Source organism: Pseudomonas sp. SYWMCR5, assembly GCF_057197165.1.
On the sequence record NZ_JBXUNH010000007.1, the window covers coordinates 113,249 to 132,102 of the forward strand.

At 64.3% G+C, this 18,854-nt stretch carries 20 protein-coding genes; 15 read left to right on the forward strand and 5 right to left on the reverse strand.

The features are described from left to right. Positions 1 to 37: 37 nt before the first annotated feature. The 3 genes from mpl to AC2CGW_RS18755 are packed head-to-tail and all read left to right on the forward strand — an operon-like array spanning position 38 to position 2,297. On the forward strand, positions 38 to 1,387 hold the full coding sequence (gene mpl / locus AC2CGW_RS18745; protein ID WP_186710329.1) for a UDP-N-acetylmuramate:L-alanyl-gamma-D-glutamyl-meso-diaminopimelate ligase: 1,350 nt from the start codon (positions 38 to 40) through the stop codon (positions 1,385 to 1,387). Then, positions 1,384 to 2,013, forward strand: a complete 630-nt coding sequence (gene ubiX, locus AC2CGW_RS18750; protein ID WP_054892796.1) for a flavin prenyltransferase UbiX — start codon at positions 1,384 to 1,386, stop codon at positions 2,011 to 2,013. The genes mpl and ubiX overlap by 4 nt, the downstream gene beginning before the upstream one ends. Further along, the gene (locus AC2CGW_RS18755) at positions 2,010 to 2,297 is read left to right on the forward strand and encodes a YceK/YidQ family lipoprotein (protein ID WP_186669238.1); all 288 of its coding nucleotides are present in this window, start codon (positions 2,010 to 2,012) and stop codon (positions 2,295 to 2,297) included. The genes ubiX and AC2CGW_RS18755 overlap by 4 nt, the downstream gene beginning before the upstream one ends. 108 nt (positions 2,298 to 2,405) lie before the next feature. Here the strand turns inward: AC2CGW_RS18755 and AC2CGW_RS18760 are convergent, their stop codons facing one another. The 3 genes from AC2CGW_RS18760 to AC2CGW_RS18770 all read right to left on the reverse strand — a co-directional run bounded on the left by AC2CGW_RS18760 (position 2,406) and on the right by AC2CGW_RS18770 (position 5,361). Further along, the gene (locus tag AC2CGW_RS18760) at positions 2,406 to 3,050 is read right to left on the reverse strand and encodes an oxidoreductase (RefSeq protein WP_186669240.1); all 645 of its coding nucleotides are present in this window, start codon (positions 3,048 to 3,050) and stop codon (positions 2,406 to 2,408) included. A 27-nt stretch (positions 3,051 to 3,077) separates the two neighbouring features. After that, on the reverse strand, positions 3,078 to 4,811 hold the full coding sequence (locus tag AC2CGW_RS18765) for a C13 family peptidase (protein WP_484574425.1): 1,734 nt from the start codon (positions 4,809 to 4,811) through the stop codon (positions 3,078 to 3,080). 94 nt (positions 4,812 to 4,905) lie between these two features. Further along, a complete protein-coding gene (locus AC2CGW_RS18770) occupies positions 4,906 to 5,361 on the reverse strand; it encodes a MaoC family dehydratase (protein WP_054892800.1) in 456 nt (151 codons plus the stop codon). 148 nt (positions 5,362 to 5,509) lie between these two features. On the opposite strand from AC2CGW_RS18770, the gene AC2CGW_RS18775 reads away from it, so the two are divergent. Genes AC2CGW_RS18775 through AC2CGW_RS18785 form a run of 3 tightly spaced genes read left to right on the forward strand, consistent with a single transcriptional unit; the run spans position 5,510 to position 7,185 of the window. Then, positions 5,510 to 5,872 (forward strand): CidA/LrgA family protein, encoded by a 363-nt coding sequence (locus AC2CGW_RS18775; RefSeq protein WP_288377803.1) that lies wholly within the window; start codon positions 5,510 to 5,512, stop codon positions 5,870 to 5,872. After that, positions 5,869 to 6,585 carry an LrgB family protein gene (locus AC2CGW_RS18780; protein WP_063542592.1) on the forward strand — a complete coding sequence of 239 codons (717 nt, stop codon included), beginning with the start codon at positions 5,869 to 5,871 and terminating at the stop codon, positions 6,583 to 6,585. The genes AC2CGW_RS18775 and AC2CGW_RS18780 overlap by 4 nt, the downstream gene beginning before the upstream one ends. A gap of 9 nt (positions 6,586 to 6,594) precedes the next feature. Next, a complete protein-coding gene (locus AC2CGW_RS18785; protein ID WP_186710341.1) occupies positions 6,595 to 7,185 on the forward strand; it encodes an LON peptidase substrate-binding domain-containing protein in 591 nt (196 codons plus the stop codon). 44 nt (positions 7,186 to 7,229) lie between these two features. Here AC2CGW_RS18785 and AC2CGW_RS18790 read toward each other — a convergent pair whose 3' ends face one another. Together AC2CGW_RS18790 and AC2CGW_RS18795 are read right to left on the reverse strand one after the other, a co-directional pair. After that, positions 7,230 to 8,546 (reverse strand): bifunctional DedA family/phosphatase PAP2 family protein, encoded by a 1,317-nt coding sequence (locus AC2CGW_RS18790; protein WP_484574426.1) that lies wholly within the window; start codon positions 8,544 to 8,546, stop codon positions 7,230 to 7,232. Between the two features lie 4 nt (positions 8,547 to 8,550). Next, a complete protein-coding gene (locus tag AC2CGW_RS18795; RefSeq protein WP_186669253.1) occupies positions 8,551 to 9,237 on the reverse strand; it encodes a DNA-3-methyladenine glycosylase in 687 nt (228 codons plus the stop codon). Positions 9,238 to 9,545: 308 nt separating this feature from the next. Between AC2CGW_RS18795 and AC2CGW_RS18800 the strand changes: the two genes are divergently transcribed. From AC2CGW_RS18800 to AC2CGW_RS18840, 9 genes are all read left to right on the forward strand, one after another. Beyond that, positions 9,546 to 10,811, forward strand: coding sequence for a glutamate-5-semialdehyde dehydrogenase (locus AC2CGW_RS18800; RefSeq protein ID WP_484574427.1), 1,266 nt, complete (start codon positions 9,546 to 9,548; stop codon positions 10,809 to 10,811). Position 10,812: 1 nt separating this feature from the next. Further along, on the forward strand, positions 10,813 to 11,472 hold the full coding sequence (nadD, locus tag AC2CGW_RS18805) for a nicotinate-nucleotide adenylyltransferase (RefSeq protein WP_186669256.1): 660 nt from the start codon (positions 10,813 to 10,815) through the stop codon (positions 11,470 to 11,472). Positions 11,473 to 11,517: 45 nt separating this feature from the next. After that, positions 11,518 to 11,940, forward strand: coding sequence for a ribosome silencing factor (rsfS, locus tag AC2CGW_RS18810; protein ID WP_054892808.1), 423 nt, complete (start codon positions 11,518 to 11,520; stop codon positions 11,938 to 11,940). 9 nt (positions 11,941 to 11,949) lie between these two features. Beyond that, complete coding sequence (gene rlmH, locus AC2CGW_RS18815) at positions 11,950 to 12,417, forward strand: 23S rRNA (pseudouridine(1915)-N(3))-methyltransferase RlmH (protein WP_054892809.1); 468 nt, start codon at positions 11,950 to 11,952, stop codon at positions 12,415 to 12,417. Between the two features lie 17 nt (positions 12,418 to 12,434). Beyond that, a complete protein-coding gene (mrdA, locus tag AC2CGW_RS18820) occupies positions 12,435 to 14,330 on the forward strand; it encodes a penicillin-binding protein 2 (RefSeq protein ID WP_186669257.1) in 1,896 nt (631 codons plus the stop codon). A gap of 38 nt (positions 14,331 to 14,368) precedes the next feature. Continuing rightward, the gene (rodA, locus tag AC2CGW_RS18825) at positions 14,369 to 15,472 is read left to right on the forward strand and encodes a rod shape-determining protein RodA (RefSeq protein WP_054892858.1); all 1,104 of its coding nucleotides are present in this window, start codon (positions 14,369 to 14,371) and stop codon (positions 15,470 to 15,472) included. 17 nt (positions 15,473 to 15,489) lie between these two features. After that, positions 15,490 to 16,500: a lytic murein transglycosylase B gene (gene mltB / locus AC2CGW_RS18830; protein WP_186669258.1), complete on the forward strand. Its 1,011-nt coding sequence runs from the start codon at positions 15,490 to 15,492 to the stop codon at positions 16,498 to 16,500. Continuing rightward, complete coding sequence (locus AC2CGW_RS18835) at positions 16,500 to 17,501, forward strand: septal ring lytic transglycosylase RlpA family protein (protein ID WP_186669259.1); 1,002 nt, start codon at positions 16,500 to 16,502, stop codon at positions 17,499 to 17,501. Before mltB ends, AC2CGW_RS18835 begins: the two co-directional genes overlap by 1 nt. Positions 17,502 to 17,672: 171 nt before the next feature. Continuing rightward, entirely contained in the window at positions 17,673 to 18,833 is a 1,161-nt protein-coding gene (locus AC2CGW_RS18840) for a D-alanyl-D-alanine carboxypeptidase family protein (protein WP_186669260.1), read from the forward strand. The last annotated feature ends 21 nt before the right edge of the window (positions 18,834 to 18,854 follow it).

An 18,854-nucleotide genomic window follows, 5' to 3' on the forward strand; every position in this document is an offset into this window, starting at 1 on the left:
CTGGGCTACCCTGCCTCGATGTTTTGCGAGGTCGACCATGCACATTCACATTCTCGGTATTTGCGGCACTTTCATGGGTTCGCTGGCGGTGCTCGCCAAGGAGCTCGGCCATCGCGTCACCGGTTCCGACGCCAACGTCTATCCGCCGATGAGCACTCAGCTCGAGGCTCAGGGCATCGAGCTCACCCAAGGCTACGATCCGGCCCAGCTGGAGCCGGCTCCTGACCTTGTGGTCATCGGCAACGCCATGTCGCGTGGCAACCCTGCCGTGGAATACGTGCTGAACAAGGGCCTGCCCTATGTCTCCGGCCCGCAGTGGCTGGCCGACCATGTGCTGCAGGGCCGCTGGGTGCTGGCAGTGGCCGGCACCCATGGCAAGACCACCACCAGCAGCATGCTGGCCTGGGTGCTGGAGCATGCGGGCATGAGCCCGGGCTTCCTGATCGGCGGCGTGCCGCAGAACTTCTCGGTCTCGGCGCGCCTGGGCGGCACGCCGTTCTTCGTGGTCGAGGCCGACGAATACGACAGCGCCTTCTTCGATAAACGTTCGAAGTTCGTGCATTACCATCCGCGCACCGCGATCCTCAATAATCTTGAGTTCGATCATGCGGATATCTTCCCGGATCTGGCGTCCATCGAGCGGCAGTTCCACCATTTGGTCCGTACCATTCCGAGCGAAGGCCTGGTCATCCACCCGACCACCGAACAGGCGCTCGAGCGGGTCATCGGCATGGGCTGCTGGACCCCGGTGCAAACCACCGGCGAAGGTGGCCAGTGGCAGGCGCGCCTGCTCAGTCCGGACGGTTCGCGCTTCGAAGTGCTGTTCGACGGTGAGGTGCAGGGCGTGGTGGACTGGGCCCTGACCGGTCAGCACAACGTCGCCAATGCCCTGGCCACGCTCGCGGCGGCGCGCCATGTCGGCGTGGTGCCGGCCATGGGCATCGACGGCCTCAGCGCGTTCAAGAGCGTCAAGCGGCGCATGGAGAAGGTCGCCGAGGTGCAGGGTGTGACCATCTACGACGATTTCGCCCACCACCCGACCGCCATCGCCACCACCCTCGACGGCCTGCGCAAGCGTGTGGGCGAGGCGCCGGTGATTGCGGTGATCGAACCGCGCTCCAACTCCATGAAACTGGGCGCACACCGTGATGGCCTGCCGGAGAGTGTCAACGATGCCGACCAGGTGATCTGGTACGCCCCGGCCAACCTGGGCTGGGACCTGGCCGCCACGGCAGCGCAGTGCTCGGTGCCGAGCGTGGTGGCCGACAGCCTCGAGGCGATCATCGAGCGGATCAAGGGCCAGGCACGTCCGGGCACCCATGTGGTGATCATGAGCAATGGTGGCTTCGGTGGCCTGCACGGCAAGCTGGCCGAGGCCCTGAAGTGAGCGGCCCGGAGCGCATCACCCTGGCGATGACCGGTGCTTCCGGGGCGCAGTACGGGCTGCGCCTGCTCGATTGCCTGGTGCGCGAGGACCGCGAGGTGCACTTCCTCATCTCCAAGGCTGCGCAGCTGGTGATGTCCACCGAAACCGACGTGGTGCTGCCGCCCAAGCCGCAGGCGATGCAGGCCTTTCTGACCGAATACACCGGCGCTGCCGACGGGCAGATTCGCGTGTATGGCAAGGAAGACTGGATGTCGCCGGTGGCTTCGGGCTCCGGCGCACCTGCGGCGATGGTGGTGGTGCCCTGTTCGACTGGCACGCTGTCGGCAATCGCCACCGGTGCCTGCAACAATTTGATCGAACGGGCAGCGGACGTCACGCTCAAGGAACGCCGCCAGCTGATCCTGGTGCCGCGTGAAGCGCCGTTCTCCACCATTCACCTGGAGAACATGCTCAAGCTTTCGCAGATGGGCGCGGTGATCCTGCCGGCAGCGCCGGGCTTCTATCACCAGCCGCAGACCATCGATGACCTGGTGGACTTCGTTGTCGCACGGGTGCTCAACCTGCTGAACATACCCCAGGACATGTTGCCGCGCTGGGGCGAGCATCATTACGGGGTCGATGATTGAAGCGCGCGCTGGCAGGCTTGCTGCTGCTGGGCAGCCTGGGTGGTTGCGCGACAGTACGAACGCTGGACGCCAACCAGCCTGGGGCGCCGGTGGTGTATGCCGGCACTCGCCTGGACCTGTATGTGATCAATGGTGGGTGCTGCCCGCGGGATCATTTCGGCGCGGATGCGCCGGCATATCCACGGTTGGATCTGCCTGGGAGCATGTTGCTGGATACTGTACTGTTGCCGCTGTCGTTGCTGACGGCGGTCGGGGTGGGGTTCAACGCCCGCGGCGGCCTGTAACGGCCCTTTCGCGGGTAAACCCGCTCCCACAGGGACCGCACCGTCTTTGAATTCTGTGCGGTCCTGGTGGGAGCGGGTTTACCCGCGAAGAGGCCTCTGAAGGTATTGCTATTTCTTGCCCAGCTTGCGCAACTCGTCGGACTCGACCACCCGAATTCCGTCCTCTTCCTCCAACGCCAGCCGCCACAGTGCCCGGGCCAGGGTGCAGGCCTCGATGCCGCGGTACTTCCCGGGAATCAGCCTTGCGAAAGGCCCGGCCAGTTGCTCGGCCAGCCGTGGCTCGAGCCGCTCACCCAGCAGCAGCGATGGTCGCACGATGGTCAGTTGCGGCCAGTCCTGAGCCTTGAGCGCCTCTTCCATCTCGCCCTTGACCCGGTTGTAGAAGATCGATGATTTGGGGTCTGCACCGAGCGCGCTGATCACCAGCAGATGGCGTGCGCCCATCTCGCGGGCGCGCTTGCTGAAGGCCACGACCATGTCCAGGTCCACTGCACGGAAGGCGGTTTCCGAACCGGCCTGCTTGAGCGTGGTGCCCAGGCAGCAGAAGGCGATATCGACGCGCCCGGCCAGTTGCGGGAGAAACATCGCCGGGTCACCCACTGGGTTTTCCAGGTGCGGATGCTTGGCCAGCGGCCTGCGGGTAGGCGCCAGCACACGGCTGATGGTGGGTTCGTTGAGCAGGCGGTCGAGCAGGTGTTCACCCGTAAGACCCGTGGCTCCGGCAAGCAGGACATGCTGAGGCGTCAAGTACATGATGTCTCTCCCTTGTTACAGCTCAGCTTAGCGGGTTCCAGGCTTTTTTGCCTGCTCCGGCGCGGCTGGCTGGGCCTTGTTTTTCAAGGCCTCCTCGGCTTGCTGCCGGCGCAGGCGCTGCCAGTGCGCGAGCACCTGCGGTGGTGCCCAGGTCTGCGGCTCGGAGGCTTCGAAACCTTCCCTTCGTTCCCGTTCGGCAACGCTGTTGCGCGCCAGTTCAAACGCTTGTTTCAGATCGTCGGTCTGATTCAGTGCCTGGGCGAACAGGGCATCGCCGAAATAGGTGAAGTCGGCTTCTTCGGAGCAGCCGAACGAGACCCGGTCAGGGCGCGCTGCAGTCATGATCAGCGTGCGATCATCCTTGAGCGGGGCGATGTAGCCACCTGAATAGCAGGCGGAGATGACAATCACCTTGTCGCGATCTTTCAGCGGGGCGAGGGCGTTGGCCAGTTCGTCGGCAGACAGGTCTGCCAGTTGCAGGCGCGGCTGGTCGAGCACCAGTTGGTGGTCATGGCTGCCGTGGCTGGTCAGGTAGACGAACACGATATCTTCCGGGCCGCTGCGTTCGGCCAGGGTGCGGGCGGCACGGGTGAGATTCTCGCGGGTGGCCATTGGCCGATCGGCCAGATGGTCGCGGTGATTGACCAGGGTCACCTGGCCACGGGCGCCGAAGCGCACTCTGAGCATGTTGCTGACATAGTCGGCTTCGCGCAGGAACACGCTCTGCTGGCCATCGCCGGCCAGCACCAGGCTGTACAGCTGGATGGGTGGGGCCGAGCGTGGCACCTTGGCCAGGGCCTCGTCGAGAAGCTTGCCCTGGTTGAGCAGGGCCAGGTCCAGCGGGTCGGGCAGCAGCGTGCCCTTGTCGTCGCGCACGCGCACGCCGTTGATCCACTGGCCGGCCTCGACACGGCCATCGGCCTGGATCAGCCGGCCGCTGCCCTGGTAGGCATCGTTGTCGAAACCGCCAATGTACTGGCTGCCGTCGGCCAGGTGCAGATGACCCTGGCCAGAGAAGCGCCAGTCCTGGAAGCCGCCCTTGTAGCGGCTGCCATCGCTGCCCAGCAGCTCGCCCTGGCCGCTGAGCGCGCCATCCTTGAAGTCGCCGATCCACACGTCGCCGTCGGCGTTCTCGTAGCGGCCGCGGCCTTCGAGGCGGTTTTCCTTGAATTCACCGATGTACTGCTCGCCTTCGACGCTGTCGTAGGTGCCGGCACCTTCGAGCTGGCCGTCGATGAAATGGCCGCTGAACTGGTTGCCGCTGGCATCGCTGCGCACTCCGGCGCCATTGGGCTTGCCCTTGGCGAACAGGCCTTGGTAGCGGCTGCCGTCAGCCAGCTCGAGCTGACCGGCGCCGTCGTACTGGTCGTCCTTGAACTGGCCGCGGTAGGTCTGGTCGTGCTGCTTGAGGGTGCCTTCGCCGTCGCGCCGGCCATGCTTGAAGGTGCCGGCGTAGTGGCTGCCGGGGGTGGTCAGGTCGCCCAGGCCTTCGAACAGCCCAGCGACGAATTGGCCGCGATAGACCTCGCCGTTGCTGCCGTGCCACTCGCCCTGGCCGTGCCACTGACCGTCCTTGAACGTGCCCGCATACCAACTGCCGTTGGGGTAGTCGATGCGGCCTTCGCCCTGCAGCAGGCCATTGACCACTTCGCCCCGGTAGCGCCCGCCGTCGGGCAGGCGCGCGTCCGGCGGCGACAGCGGTTCGCCTTCGCCGCAGGCAGCGAGCAGCAGGATCAGGGTCAGGGGCAGCAGCGGGCGCATGGCGTAATCCGGGCACAAAGGTGCGCCGAGTATGCCGCAGAATCGGAGCGTGAGACAGCCGTGGCCGGGGCCGCCGAACGGCCCCGGTGCTGCCTCAGACGAAGCAGAGCGACAGTGGCTCGGCGATGTAGGCCGGTTTTTCCTGGCCTTCGATCTCGAGGGTCACGGTGGCCTTGAGCAGCCACTGGCCGGGCTTCTTCTCGGTGGCGTCGGTGAGGTCCACCTTCAGGCGCACGCGGCTGTCGACTTTCACCGGCTGGATGAAGCGCACGCTGTCCAGCCCGTAGTTGACCACCATCTTCAGGCCCTCGGGCAGCACGAGGATGTCTTCCATCAGCTTGGGAATCAGCGACAGGCTGAGGAAGCCGTGGGCGATGGTGGAGCCGAAGGGGGTCTTGGCGGCTTTCTCCGGATCGACATGGATGAACTGGAAATCGCCGGTGGCCTCGGCGAACAGGTTGATGCGCTGCTGATCGATCTTCAGCCATTCGGAACGTCCCAGTTCCTTTCCAACGTACTGCGAAAGCTCTGCAACAGGTACATAGGGCATCGCGACTCTCCAGGTTGTCTTTTGGTACGAAGGTGCAAGATCACCACGGCGCACCGTTGCGGTCAAGTTCTTCCCTTTTCGGCGAATATCGCCTTATACAGGCAGGACGCGTGCTTATAATGGCGCCCGATGCCCCAAGGAGATGCTTATGCTGTTGCGTGGATTGACCTGGCTGGTGATGTTTCAGTTGCTGGGCACGGCGATCAATCACCTGGTACTGCCCATGTTGCCGGGCCCGATCATCGGCTTGCTGTTGCTGCTGGCCTGCCTGATGATCCGCGGCGAAGTTGGCAAACCGCTCAACGATGCCGCCAGCAGCCTGCTGCGTTACCTGCCGTTGCTGCTGGTGCCGCCAGCCGTAGGCGTGATGGTCTATGCCCGCGACATCGCCGCCGACTTCTGGGCAATTGCCGGTGCGCTGGTGATCTCCTGCCTGGTCACCCTGGTGTTCGTCGGCGTACTGATGCAGAAGCTGATCCATCGCCACGGCAAGCACGAGGAACAGCCATGAGCCTCGACTGGCAGGGTGCATTGCAAGCCGTCATTCACCACCCGTTGTTCGGGATCGGTATCACGCTTGGGGTTTACCAACTGGTACTTGCCGGCTACGAGCGCACCCGTTGGATCTTTCTGCAACCGGTGTTGGTGTCGATGCTGGTCCTGATCGGTGTGCTGCTGGCGTGTGGCATCGACTACAGCGAGTACAAGCGCAGCACCGAAATCCTCAATATTCTCCTCGGACCGGCCACTGTGGCCCTGGCGGTCCCGCTCTATCTCAACCTGCGGCGTATCCGCCAACTGTTCTGGCCGATCTTTACTACGCTGGTAATCGGGGGAGTGTTCGCCACCTTGGCCTGCGTGACGCTGGGCTGGTGGTTCGGCGCCGAACACATGATCCTGATGACCATGGCGCCCAAGTCGGTGACCTCGCCCATCGCCATGCTGGTGGCCGAGCAGATCGGTGGCGTAGCGGCATTGGCGGCGGTATTCGTGCTGATCACCGGGGTGATCGGCGCCATCTTCGGTCCGGCCCTGCTGACGCGCTGTGGTGTGCTCAGCCCCGAGGCGCGGGGTATGGCCCTGGGCGTCACCGCACACGCGGTGGGCACCTCGGCGGCCTTGCAGGAAAGTGATGAATGCGGCGCTTTTGCCGCACTGGCGATGAGCCTGATGGGCGTGGCCACGGCGGTGTTCCTGCCGCTGGCAGTCAGTCTGGTGGCTTGAGGAGTCGAGATGACGTTACCGCTGTTCCCCCTCAATACCGTGCTGTTCCCCGGCTGCCTGCTGGACTTGCAGATCTTCGAGGCGCGTTACCTGGACATGATCGGCCGCTGCATGAAGCAGGGCGAAGGTTTCGGGGTGGTGTGCATTCTCGAAGGCGAGCAGGTGGGCAAGGCGCCGGCTGGCATCGCTGCGTTCGGCTGCGAGGCGTTGATCCGCGACTTCGTGCAGCAGGACAACGGCCTGCTGGGCATTCGCGTCGAAGGTGTGCGGCGCTTCAGGGTGGAGCAGACCGATGTGCTCAAGGATCAGTTGATGGTCGGCGAGGTGCAGTGGCTGGCCGAGCTGAGCGACAGCCCGCTGGGCGAGCAGGATGATGACCTGCTGGCGCTGCTGGTCGCGCTGGGCGAGCACCCGATGGTCGAGGCGCTGGACATGCCGCGCGAGGTGGACGGGCGCCAGTCGCTGGCCAACCAACTGGCGTACCTGCTGCCGTTCATGGAAGAAGACAAGATCGATCTGCTGGCGATCGACTCGCCGGCGCAGCGGCTGGAGGCGATCCAGGCGCTGCTGGAGCGGATTCAGGGCGAGTTGTTCGCCTGAAGTTGCGGGTTGCCAGCGTCAGGGCCGGCAACCCGCGCATCACTTCAATACTGATAGCGCAGCAATGCCTTGGGCAACGAGTGCATGGCGAAGAACGCCAGCAGCGCGATACACGCCGGCAAGATCAGCCACCACACCTTCTGCGGCATTGCCCTCAGTGGCTCGCGATACTGCACCAGCGTCAGACTGGCCGCACACACGCAGCACGCCAGCAAGGCCCCGGCCAGGATGTCGGTGGGCCAGTGCACACCCAGGTACACCCGTGACAGCGCGATCGACAGCGCTGGCAGCACCCCCAGCAGCACCCAGGTCAGGCGCATGCGCGGCGGCTGGCCGCGACCGGCCAGCACCGCCAGTACCAGGAAGAACGCAAAGGATGCCGAGCTATGCCCGCTGGGCATGCTGTAGCTGGTCAGTGGATCGGCCAGCACTTCCGGGCGCGCCCGGGCGAACAGCCATTTCAGCGAGCCGTTGCACAGCGCGGTGCCGATCAGTGCGCCCGCGGCGAACAGTGCATGGCGCCATTGCCGCGCCAGGAGCAGGAGCCCGGTCAGCAGGCCGCCGAGGAAGAACTGGGTCTTGAAGTCGCCCAGGCGGGTGACGATGACCACGGCGCTGTCGAACGCCTTGCTGCGATGCTCCTGGACGAGGGTCATCACGCCCTGGTCGAACTCGTGCAAGTAGGGCCAGCCGAGAAATACGCCCGCCAGTGCTACCAGGCTCAGGCCGGCGATCAGGCGGGTGCCGTGGCGCTGGTCGCGGATGCTGGCGTTGAAGCTCAGGGCCACCAGCACCGCCAAGCCACCGGCGACGATCCCCGCATCCAGCCAGAAGCCTTCCGGCAGCGGCAGGCGCATGGCGGCACCGGTGGCCCAGCCAGGCAGCAGGTAGGCCACCGACCAGCCAGCACCGGCCACCAGGCTGACGGCGATGAAGCGCGGCAATGGCATGTCGAACATGCCAGCAACCATCGGCAGCATCGGCCGCAGCGGGCCGATGAAGCGGCCTATCAGCAGGCTGGCGATACCGTAGCGCTGGAAGTAGGTTTCGGCGCTGCCGATCCATTCGGGGTGGTGGCGCAGCAGCGGCAGGCGCCGGATGTTCTGGTGGAAGTACTTGCCGATGGCGTACGACATGGCATCACCGAGCATGCCGCCGAGAAAGCCCAGCAGCAGCGTCTCGCCCAGGCTGAAGGTGCCGCTGCCGGCCAGCACCGCTACAGCGAACAGCAGCACCGTGCCGGGCACGATGATGCCGGCGATGGCCAGGCACTCGATGCAGGCGATCAGGAAGATGGCCAGGCCAAGCCACTGCGGGTTGGCGCTGAGCCAGCCGGTCAGGCTGTCGAGCCATTGGCTCATGGTGTCAGTTTCCTTGTTCCAGAATGAAGAAATCCCGTCCTTCGACCTGGCCCCGGCGTAGCGGGTTCCGGGTGCAGAAACGAGCGAATTCGGCGTCTACGAAGCGGTACGGCAGGTGCTCGTCGCGGCCGTGGGGGATGCCCAGGCGGGTGGTCTGGATCACGCGTGGCACATTGATTGCGCAATCTTCGACATAGAGCCCCTGCGGGTCGAAACGGCGGGCGTCCCAGTCCGGCACCTTCAGGCCCAGGGCGCGGCACAGCAGGGTCTGGCCGGCGCACAGGCGCTCTGCCGGGCGCAGGTTGCCGTTGGCGTCCGGGTTGTTCAACTGCATCTGCGCCAAGCTGTTGTCATCGGAGAGGGCGTCGACCCAGGGGTAGGCCGACTTGATCAACACCGCATTGCCCGGCCCGTGGGCGCTGAAGTTCAACGAGTCGCCGCCGCGGGCGTAGTACATGTAGATGTGCCCGCCGTCGAGGAACAGCGCCTTGCGCTTTTCCGTATAGCCGAGCGAGGCGTGGCTGCCCTTGTCGGTGAGGTAGTAGGCTTCGGTCTCGATGATGCGGGCGGCCAGCCACAGATCGCCGTGGCGGTGGCGGATGACCTTGCCGAGCAACTCGCGGGCGAGGGTCTGGGCATCGCGGTCGAAAAAGCGGTCGGGCAGGGCGCGGGCCGGGCAGGGGACGGGCATGTTGGCGGTTCGTGGTGGCGAAGGCGGGGATGATAGCAATGAAAGGCTTAATCGAGGCTGAACCAGGTTGTAACCGGGTTGATCTTCCCAGGGTTTAGTCCGCGTCGCCCCAGGCTACGCCACTCCCGGTAGGAGCGGGCTTGCCCGCGAAAAGGTCGACGCCGAAGTGGGTCAATTCCGATACCCTCAGTTACATCTTTCCTACATATTTCCGCTGCCATCTTCTACCATCCGCCACCCGCCGCTGGGCGTACCCGAGCGCGGCAGTTATAATCAGCCGATTTCCCCTTCGCCAAGACACCGAACCCATGACCGAGTCCGTTCTTGACTACATGACCCGCCTGGGTCGCGCCGCCCGTGAGGCCTCGCGGGTGATCGGCCGCGCCAGCACTGCGCAGAAGAATCGCGCCCTGCAGGCTGCTGCCGACGCGCTCGACGCTGCCCGCGCCGAGCTGACCGCAGCCAACGAACAGGACCTCGCCGCAGGCCGTGCCAATGGCCTGGAGCCAGCACTGCTGGACCGTCTGGCCCTCACCCCGGCGCGCATCGATGGCATGATCACCGGCCTGCGCCAGGTGGCTGCGCTGCCGGACCCGGTCGGTGCGATCCGCGACATGAGCTACCGTCCGTCGGGCATCCAGGTTGGCAAGATGCGCGTACCGCTCGGTGTGATCGGCATCATCTACGAGTCTCGCCCGAACGTGACCATCGACGCTGCCAGCCTGTGCCTGAAGTCCGGCAACGCGACCATCCTGCGGGGCGGCTCGGAAGCCATCCACTCCAATCGCGCCATCGCCACCTGCATCCAGCGCGGCCTGGCCGAAGCCGGCCTGCCACCAGCCGTGGTACAGGTGGTCGAAACCACCGACCGCGAAGCCGTCGGTGCGCTGATCAGCATGCCGGAGTTCGTCGATGTCATCGTCCCGCGTGGTGGCCGTGGCCTGATCGAACGTATCAGCCGTGATGCGCGCGTGCCGGTGATCAAGCACCTGGACGGCATCTGTCACGTTTATGTCGATGCCCACGCCGACCTGGAAAAGGCCGCGCGCATCGCCTTCAACGCCAAGACCTACCGCTATGGCATCTGTGGCGCCATGGAGACGCTGCTGGTCGACGCCAGCGTGGCCCAGGCGTTCCTGCCGGACATGGCCCGCCGCTTCGAAGAGAAGGGTGTCGAGCTGCGTGGCTGCGAGCGCACCCGGGCGATCATCGCCGCCAAGCCGGCCACCGAGGACGACTGGCACACCGAGTACCTGGATGCGATCCTGTCGATCCGCATCGTCGATGGCCTGGATCCGGCCATCGAGCACATCAATCACTATGGCTCGCACCACACCGACTCGATCGCCACCGAGCACCAGGGTAACGCGCGGCGCTTCATGGCCGAGGTCGATTCGGCGTCGGTCATGCTCAACACCCCGACCTGCTTTGCCGATGGCTTCGAGTATGGCCTGGGCGCGGAGATCGGCATTTCCACCGACAAGCTGCACGCCCGCGGTCCGGTCGGCCTGGAAGGGCTGACTTGTGAGAAGTACTTGGTGATCGGCGACGGTCAGTTGCGCGGGTCCTGCTGAGTTGAGCAAGGCCCCGGCAGTCCGGCGTATCGGCATTCTTGGCGGCACATTCGACCCGGTGCACATCGGCCACCTGCGCAGCGCGCTGGAAGTGGCCGAGTTCATGGGGTTGGACGAGTTGCGCCTGCTGCCCAACGCCCGACCGCCGCACCGCGACACCCCGCAGGTGGCCGCCACCGACCGGCTGGCCATGGTGCGTAGCGCGGTACAAGGGGTCGAGGGCTTGAGCGTGGATGCCCGGGAGCTGGCGCGCGACAAACCGTCGTACACCATCGACACCCTGGAGTCGATCCGCAGCGAACTGAACACGCACGACCAGCTCTACCTGGTGCTGGGCTGGGATGCCTTCTGTGGTCTCCCGGGCTGGCACCGCTGGGAAGAGCTGCTGCAACATTGTCACATCCTGGTGCTGCAGCGCCCGGATGCCGATGTCGAACCCCCCGACGAGCTGCGCAACCTTCTGGCTGCGCGCTCGCAGAGCGATCCCACCGCCATGTCCGGCCCGGCGGGGAACATTTCGTTCGTCTGGCAGACGCCGCTTGCGGTGTCCGCCACACAGATCCGGCAGCTGCTGGCCAGCGGCAAGTCGGTTCGGTTCCTGGTGCCGGACGCAGTACTGGCCTACATCGAGGCGCACGGTCTGTACCGTGTGTCCAACTGAGGGCGCTGCAGGGCGCCTCATTACAACGAGTTGAACGAGTTTTATATGACCAAGCAGAAAATCAATGGCGAAGAACTGGTCGAACTGACCAAGGCGGCGCTGGAAGACGTCAAGGCCCAGGACATCCAGGTCATCGACGTGCGCGACAAGCACAGCCTCACCGACTACATGATCATTGCCACCGGTACCTCCAACCGCCAGATCAACGCGATGCTGGAAAAGGTCCGTGAGGCCGTCAAGGCCAAGGGCGCGCAGCCGCTGGGCGAAGAAGGCAAGGGCGACAGCGACTGGGTGCTGCTGGACCTGAACGACGTCATCGTGCACATGATGACCGCCGCTGCCCGTCAGTTCTACGACCTGGAGCGTCTGTGGCTGGGCGCCGAGCAGAGCCGTGCTGCTGATGCCAAGCACCACAGCCCGGAAAACGCCAGTGACTACTTCACCGACAAGCTCAAGGATCGGGAATAAGGAACCGCCGTGCGTCTGCGTCTGATCGCGGTCGGCTCGCGTATGCCGAAGTGGGTCGAGGAAGGCTGGCACGAGTACGCCAAGCGCCTCCCCGCCGAGCTGTCGCTGGAGCTGGTTGAAATCCCGCTGAACACCCGTGGCAAGAACGCCGACGTTGCCCGCCTGATCCGTCAGGAAGGCGAGGCGATGCTGGCCAAGGTCCAGCCCGGTGAACGGATCGTCACGCTCGAAGTCCATGGCAAGCCGTGGAGCACCGAGCAACTGGCGACCGAGCTGGATCGCTGGCGCCTGGATGCGCGTACGGTCAACCTGATGGTGGGCGGCCCGGAAGGGCTGGCGCCGGAAGTCTGCGCCCGTGCCGAACAGCGCTGGTCGCTGTCGCCGCTGACCCTGCCGCACCCGTTGGTGCGGATACTCATCGGTGAACAGATCTACCGCGCCTGGACCGTGTTGTCCGGGCACCCTTACCACAAATGACTTCGTAAGCCTGTCCGATGCCGCAGCAGATCCGCCTCAAGGACCACGAGAAAGACGCACGCCTGGTGCGCAACCGCGTCGTGGTCGGCGCGGTGGCGATCATGCTGCTCGTGTCCGTGCTGATCGCGCGCCTGTATTACCTGCAGATCATCCAGTACGACTACCACTCGACGCTGTCGGAGAACAACCGGGTGCATGTGCAGCCGATTCCGCCGACCCGTGGGCTGATCTTCGATCGCAACGGTGTGATCGTCGCCGATAACCGCCCCAGTTTCAGCCTGACCATGACCCGCGAACGCGCGGGCAAGTGGCAGGAGGTGCTGGACACCATCATCGAGGTGCTCGAGCTGAGCGAAGATGATCGTGCCTTGTTCGAGCGCCGCATGAAGCAGGGGCGTCGGCCATTCGAGCCGGTGCCGATCCTGTTCGAACTGAACGAGGAGCAGATCGCCCGCGTCGCCGTGAACCAGTTCCGTCTTCCCGGGGTGGAGGTGGCGGCGCAACTGGTGCGGCATTACCCACAAGGTGCGCATTTCGCCCATTCGGTGGGCTATGTCGGGCGGATCAACGAGAAGGAACTCAAGTCCCTCGATCCGGTGAACTACAGCGGCACCCACCATATCGGCAAGACCGGCATCGAGCGTTTCTACGAGGACGACCTGCATGGCCAGGTTGGCTACGAGGAAGTCGAGACCAACGCTCGCGGCCGTGTCTTGCGGGTACTCAAGCGCACCGATCCGATTCCTGGCAAGGATATTGTCCTGAGCCTGGACATCAAGCTGCAGGAGGCCGCCGAAGAGGCGCTGGCAGGCCGCCGTGGGGCGATCGTCGCCCTCGATCCGCGCACCGGCGAGGTGCTGGCGATGGTCAGCCAGCCGAGCTTCGATCCCAACCTGTTCGTCACCGGCATCAGCTTCAAGGCCTATGCCGAGCTGCGCGATTCGATCGATCGCCCGTTGTTCAACCGTGTGCTGCGCGGCCTGTATCCTCCGGGCTCGACCATCAAGCCGGCAGTGGCCATCGCCGGCCTGGACAGCGGTGTGGTCAATGCCAGCAGTCGGGTGTTCGACCCGGGCTATTACCAACTGCCCAACTATGACCACAAGTACCGCAACTGGAACCGCACCGGCGATGGCTGGGTGGATCTGGATGTGGCGATCATGCGCTCTAATGACACCTATTTCTACGATCTTGCGCACAAGATGGGGATTGATCGGCTGTCGGCCTACATGAACAAGTTCGGCATCGGCCAGAAAGTCTCGCTGGACATGTTCGAAGAGTCGCCCGGGCTGATGCCTTCGCGTGAATGGAAGCGCGCCACCCGCCGCCAGGCCTGGTTCCCCGGTGAAACGCTGATTCTGGGCATTGGCCAGGGCTACATGCAGGCAACGCCCCTGCAACTGGCCCAGGCCACCGCACTGATCGCCAACAAGGGCAAGTGGAACCGTCCGCACCTGGCCAAGACCATCGAGGGCAAGCAGCCGGTGGATGAGAACCCGGTGGAAGACATCGTGCTGCGCGACAAGAACGACTGGGCCCGGGTCACCCATGGCATGGAGCAGGTGATGCACGGCGCGCGCGGCACGGCGCGCAAGGCCGCGCTCGGCTCGCAATATCGTATCGCCGGCAAGAGCGGTACCGCACAGGTGGTGGCGATCAAGCAGGGCGAGAAGTACGACCGCAACAAACTCCAGGAGCGTCACCGCGACCACGCGCTGTTCGTCGCCTTCGCACCCGCCGAAGATCCGAAGATCGTGGTCTCGGTAATGGTCGAGAACGGCGAGTCCGGCTCTGGTGTCGCCGCCCCCGTGGTGCGCCAGGTCATGGACGCCTGGTTGCTCGACGAAAACGGCCGGCTCAAGCCCGAATTTGGCCCTGCCACTGTCACTGTCGCCCAGGAAACGGCCCCGTGAAGAACAATTTCGATCGCATGCTCTCCAGCGAGGACGTGATGCGCAGGCGCGCCAGCTTCCTGCAGCGCATCCATGTCGACGGTCCTCTGCTGCTCATTCTGCTGACGCTCGCCGCCGGCAGCCTGTTCGTCCTCTATTCGGCCAGCGGCAAGAACTGGGACCTGCTGATGAAGCAGGCCAGTTCCTTCGGCATCGGCCTGGTGTCCATGTTCATCATCGCCCAGCTCGAGCCGCGCTTCATGGCGCGCTGGGTGCCGCTGGCCTACGTGGCGGGGGTGCTGTTGCTGGTGGTGGTGGATGTGATGGGCCACAACGCCATGGGCGCCACGCGCTGGATCAACATTCCCGGGGTGATTCGTTTCCAGCCCTCGGAATTCATGAAGATCATCATGCCGGCGACCATCGCCTGGTACCTGTCCAAGCGCACCCTGCCGCCCCATCTGAAACACGTGGCAATCAGCCTGGTGTTGATCGGTGTGCCGTTCATCCTTATCGTCCGACAACCCGACCTTGGCACGGCGCTGTTGATCCTTGCCTCCGGTGCGTTTGTGCTGTTCATGGGCGGCCTGCGCTGGCGCTGGATCATCAGCGTGGTGACGGCGGCCGTACCGGTGGCCGTGGCGATGTGGTTCTTCGTGATGCATGACTATCAGAAGCAGCGGGTCCTGACCTTCCTCGACCCCGAGAGCGATCCGCTGGGTACTGGCTGGAACATCATCCAGTCCAAGGCCGCGATCGGTTCGGGCGGCGTGTTCGGCAAGGGCTGGCTGCTGGGCACCCAGTCGCACCTGGACTTTCTGCCCGAAAGCCACACCGACTTCATCATCGCTGTGCTGGGTGAGGAATTCGGCCTGGTGGGCATCTGCCTGCTGCTGATCATCTACCTGTTGCTGATCGGTCGCGGCCTGGTCATCACCGCGCAGGCGCAGACCCTGTTCGGCAAGTTGCTGGCCGGCAGCCTGACGATGACCTTCTTTGTTTATGTGTTCGTCAACATCGGTATGGTGAGTGGCCTGCTGCCCGTGGTGGGTGTGCCGTTGCCCTTTATCAGCTATGGCGGAACTTCGTTGGTGACGCTGCTGTCAGCGTTTGGCGTTTTGATGTCGATCCACACGCACCGCAAATGGATCGCGCAGGTTTGAAAAAGGTGAAGAATTTCATGCAAGCAGTGCGTGGCTGGGCTGCCCGTTGTATGCCGTGGATCGGCGCGATGGGGCTGTTCGGCGCTGTCCAGCAGGCCAATGCCGGCGACTATGACGGCTCGCCCAAGGTGGCCGAATTCGTTGGCGAAATGACCCGCGACTACGGCTTTGCCGACGAGCAACTGATGGCCGTGTTCCGCGAGGTGCAGCGCAAGCAGGCGATCCTCGACGCGATCTCGCGTCCGGCCGAGCGGGTCAAGCCGTGGAAGGAATACCGCCCGATGTTCATCACCGATGCGCGCATTGCCCGCGGTGTGGACTTCTGGCGCCAGCACGAAGCCGTGCTGGCCCGCGCCGAGCAGGAATACGGCGTGCCGGCCCAGTACATCGTCGCGATCATCGGCGTGGAAACCTTCTTTGGCCGCAATACCGGTAACTACCGTGTCATCGATGCCTTGTCGACGCTGGGCTTCGACTACCCGCCGCGAGCCGAATTCTTCCGCAAGGAGCTGCGTGAGTTCCTCCTGCTGGCGCGCGAGGAGCAACTCGACCCGCTCACGCTCAAGGGCTCCTATGCTGGCGCCATGGGCCTGCCGCAGTTCATGCCGAGCAGTTTCCGCAATTACGCCGTGGACTTCGACGGCGACGGCCACATCAACATCTGGAACAACCCGGATGACGCCATCGGTAGCGTGGCCAGCTATTTCAAGCGCCACGGCTGGATCGCCGGGCAGCCGGTGGTCAGCCGGGCGCAGGTCAGTGGTACGCGTGTCGACGAGGGCCTGACCACTGGCATCGAGCCTGTGAAGACAGTCGGGGAGTTGCGAGCGCTGGGCTGGTCGAGTCATGATGCGCTGCGCGATGATCTGCCGGTCACGGCGTTCCGGCTCGAAGGCGACAATGGCCCAGAATACTGGATGGGCCTCAAGAACTTCTACGCGATCACGCGTTACAACCGCAGCGTGATGTATGCCATGGCGGTGCATCAGCTCTCGCAACAGCTGGTCCAGGCACGGGGCGTCAAGTAATGCGCGAATTGTTCAAAGCCAATACCTTCAAGCTGCTCACCTGTGCCGCCATCGGCCTGGTGCTGGTCAGCTGTTCTTCCAGCCGTCCGACCTCGCAGGCGGGCGGCAACACCGTTCGCTCGCAGCCGGGCCTGGACATCAACCGTGCCCACAAGGACGGTGCGCCCTGGTGGGACGTGGACGTCAACAAGATTCCCGACGCCACCCCGACCGTGCACACCGGCAACTACAAGGCCAACCCGTACACCGTGCTGGGCAAGACTTATTACCCGATGCAGGACTCGCGCAACTATCGCGCCGAGGGCACTGCGTCGTGGTACGGCACCAAGTTCCACGGGCAGAACACCGCCAACGGCGAGCTTTACGACCTTTACGGCATGAGCGCGGCGCACAAGACCCTGCCGCTGCCGGCCTATGTGCGGGTAACCAACCTGGCCAACGGCCGTAGCGTGATCCTGCGGGTCAACGATCGCGGGCCGTTCTATTCGGACCGCATCATCGACTTGTCGTATGCCGCGGCGAAGAAGCTCGGTTACGCCGAGATCGGCACCGCCCATGTGCGCGTCGAGGGTATCGACCCGCAGCAGTGGTGGGCGCAGAAGGGCCAGCAGCCGCCATCGATGCTCAAGGAACCGCAGGTCGCCCAGGCGCAGCCGATCCCTGCCAGCACCGGGCGCGTCGAGCAGTGGACCCCGCCGCCGCAGCAGCACGCGGCACCCGTGGTGCCGGTGCAGGTTGCCGGCAACAACGTACCGGGCAACGGCGGCGGCAGCTTCCTTCAGGTGGGCGCCTTCGCCAACCCGGACGCGGCCGAGCTGTTGCGTTCCAAGTTGAGCACCATGGTCAGTGCTCCGGTGTTCATCAGTTCCATCGTACGCAACCAGCAAACGCTGCACCGGGTACGTCTGGGGCCGATCAGCAGCCAGGGTGAGATCCAGCAGGCGCAGGACAGCATTCGCCTGGCGAACCTGGGGCAGGCCAAGCTGGTCACAGCAGACTGACTGCGCAGTATCTTGCCGACCTGTCGGTTTGTTCATGAATTGCCAGGTTCGGCCATGTACAATGGCGGTTTTGCCCCTTGGGGCATGGGGTTGTCCGCCAGCCCTGAAGCAGACTGAAACGCCGTGGTATCCCCGCGGAACATCAGACCATTAGCGATTTACGAGAGACGGATGAACATCACCAACCTTGCCAAACGACTTTGCCTGCCCGTACTGCTGATGATCGTGCCTGCTGCCTTTGCAGCCGAGCAGATGATGCCAGCACCTCCGCAGTTGGCAGCCAAGTCCTATGTACTCATGGATGCGTCCAGCGGCAACGTGCTGGTCGAGAACAACGGTGACGAGCGCCTGCCGCCAGCCAGCCTGACCAAGCTGATGACCGCCTACATCGCCACTCTCGACATCCGTCGTGGCCAGATCGGCGAGAACGACCCGGTGACCGTCAGCGAGAACGCCTGGCGTACCGGCGGTTCGCGCATGTTCATCAAGGTCGGCAGCCAGGTGACCGTCAGCGACCTGCTGCACGGCATCATCATCCAGTCGGGCAACGATGCCTCGGTCGCCCTGTCCGAGCACATCGCCGGCAGTGAAGACGCCTTCGCCGACATGATGAACAAGACTGCCGGCGACCTGGGCATGTCCAATTCGCACTTCATGAACCCGACCGGCCTGCCGAACCCTGAGCACTATTCCTCGGCCCACGACATGGCCCTGCTGGCGCGCGCGATCATCAACGAAGATCCGGCCCACTACGCGATCTACTCGCAGAAAGAGTTCTACTGGAACAACATCAAGCAGCCTAACCGCAACCTGCTGCTGTGGCGCGACAAGACCGTCGACGGTCTGAAGACCGGCCACACCGAGGAAGCCGGCTACTGCATGGTGGCGTCGGCCGTTCGCGACGGCCAGCGTCTGATCGCGGTGGTGTTCGGCACCAACAGCGAGCAGGCCCGTGCCGCCGAGACGCAGAAGCTGCTGACCTACGGTTTCCGCTTCTTCGAAACCCAGACCTTCTATCAGAAGGGCACCGAGCTGACCCAGGCTCCGGTCTGGAAGGGCGCCACCGGTCAAGTCAAGGCCGGTCTGGCCAACGACCTGACCATGACCATGCCTAAAGGCCAATTGAAACGCCTCCAGGCTTCGATGACCATGAACCCGCAACTGACCGCTCCGATCGCAAAAGGTGACGTGATCGGCAAAGTGGAAGTCAAACTGGACGAGAAAGTGGTGCACAGCGCCGACCTGATCGCCCTGGATGGCGTCGAGGAAGGTGGTTTCTTCCGCCGTATGTGGGATAGCATCCGCCTGTTCTTCTACGGTTTGTTCAACTGATACGTGACCGGCCATGCCCCC

Coding starts and splice junctions, on each gene's coding strand:
- mpl (WP_186710329.1), top strand. CDS start 38: ATGCACATTCACATTCTCGGTATTTGCGGCACTTTCATGGGTTCGCTG.
- AC2CGW_RS18760 (WP_186669240.1), bottom strand. CDS start 3,050: ATGTACTTGACGCCTCAGCATGTCCTGCTTGCCGGAGCCACGGGTCTT.
- AC2CGW_RS18765 (WP_484574425.1), bottom strand. CDS start 4,811: ATGCGCCCGCTGCTGCCCCTGACCCTGATCCTGCTGCTCGCTGCCTGC.
- AC2CGW_RS18770 (WP_054892800.1), bottom strand. CDS start 5,361: ATGCCCTATGTACCTGTTGCAGAGCTTTCGCAGTACGTTGGAAAGGAA.
- AC2CGW_RS18775 (WP_288377803.1), top strand. CDS start 5,510: ATGCTGTTGCGTGGATTGACCTGGCTGGTGATGTTTCAGTTGCTGGGC.
- AC2CGW_RS18780 (WP_063542592.1), top strand. CDS start 5,869: ATGAGCCTCGACTGGCAGGGTGCATTGCAAGCCGTCATTCACCACCCG.
- AC2CGW_RS18785 (WP_186710341.1), top strand. CDS start 6,595: ATGACGTTACCGCTGTTCCCCCTCAATACCGTGCTGTTCCCCGGCTGC.
- AC2CGW_RS18790 (WP_484574426.1), bottom strand. CDS start 8,546: ATGAGCCAATGGCTCGACAGCCTGACCGGCTGGCTCAGCGCCAACCCG.
- AC2CGW_RS18795 (WP_186669253.1), bottom strand. CDS start 9,237: ATGCCCGTCCCCTGCCCGGCCCGCGCCCTGCCCGACCGCTTTTTCGAC.
- AC2CGW_RS18800 (WP_484574427.1), top strand. CDS start 9,546: ATGACCGAGTCCGTTCTTGACTACATGACCCGCCTGGGTCGCGCCGCC.
- rsfS (WP_054892808.1), top strand. CDS start 11,518: ATGACCAAGCAGAAAATCAATGGCGAAGAACTGGTCGAACTGACCAAG.
- mrdA (WP_186669257.1), top strand. CDS start 12,435: ATGCCGCAGCAGATCCGCCTCAAGGACCACGAGAAAGACGCACGCCTG.
- rodA (WP_054892858.1), top strand. CDS start 14,369: ATGCGCAGGCGCGCCAGCTTCCTGCAGCGCATCCATGTCGACGGTCCT.
- mltB (WP_186669258.1), top strand. CDS start 15,490: ATGCAAGCAGTGCGTGGCTGGGCTGCCCGTTGTATGCCGTGGATCGGC.
- AC2CGW_RS18835 (WP_186669259.1), top strand. CDS start 16,500: ATGCGCGAATTGTTCAAAGCCAATACCTTCAAGCTGCTCACCTGTGCC.
- AC2CGW_RS18840 (WP_186669260.1), top strand. CDS start 17,673: ATGAACATCACCAACCTTGCCAAACGACTTTGCCTGCCCGTACTGCTG.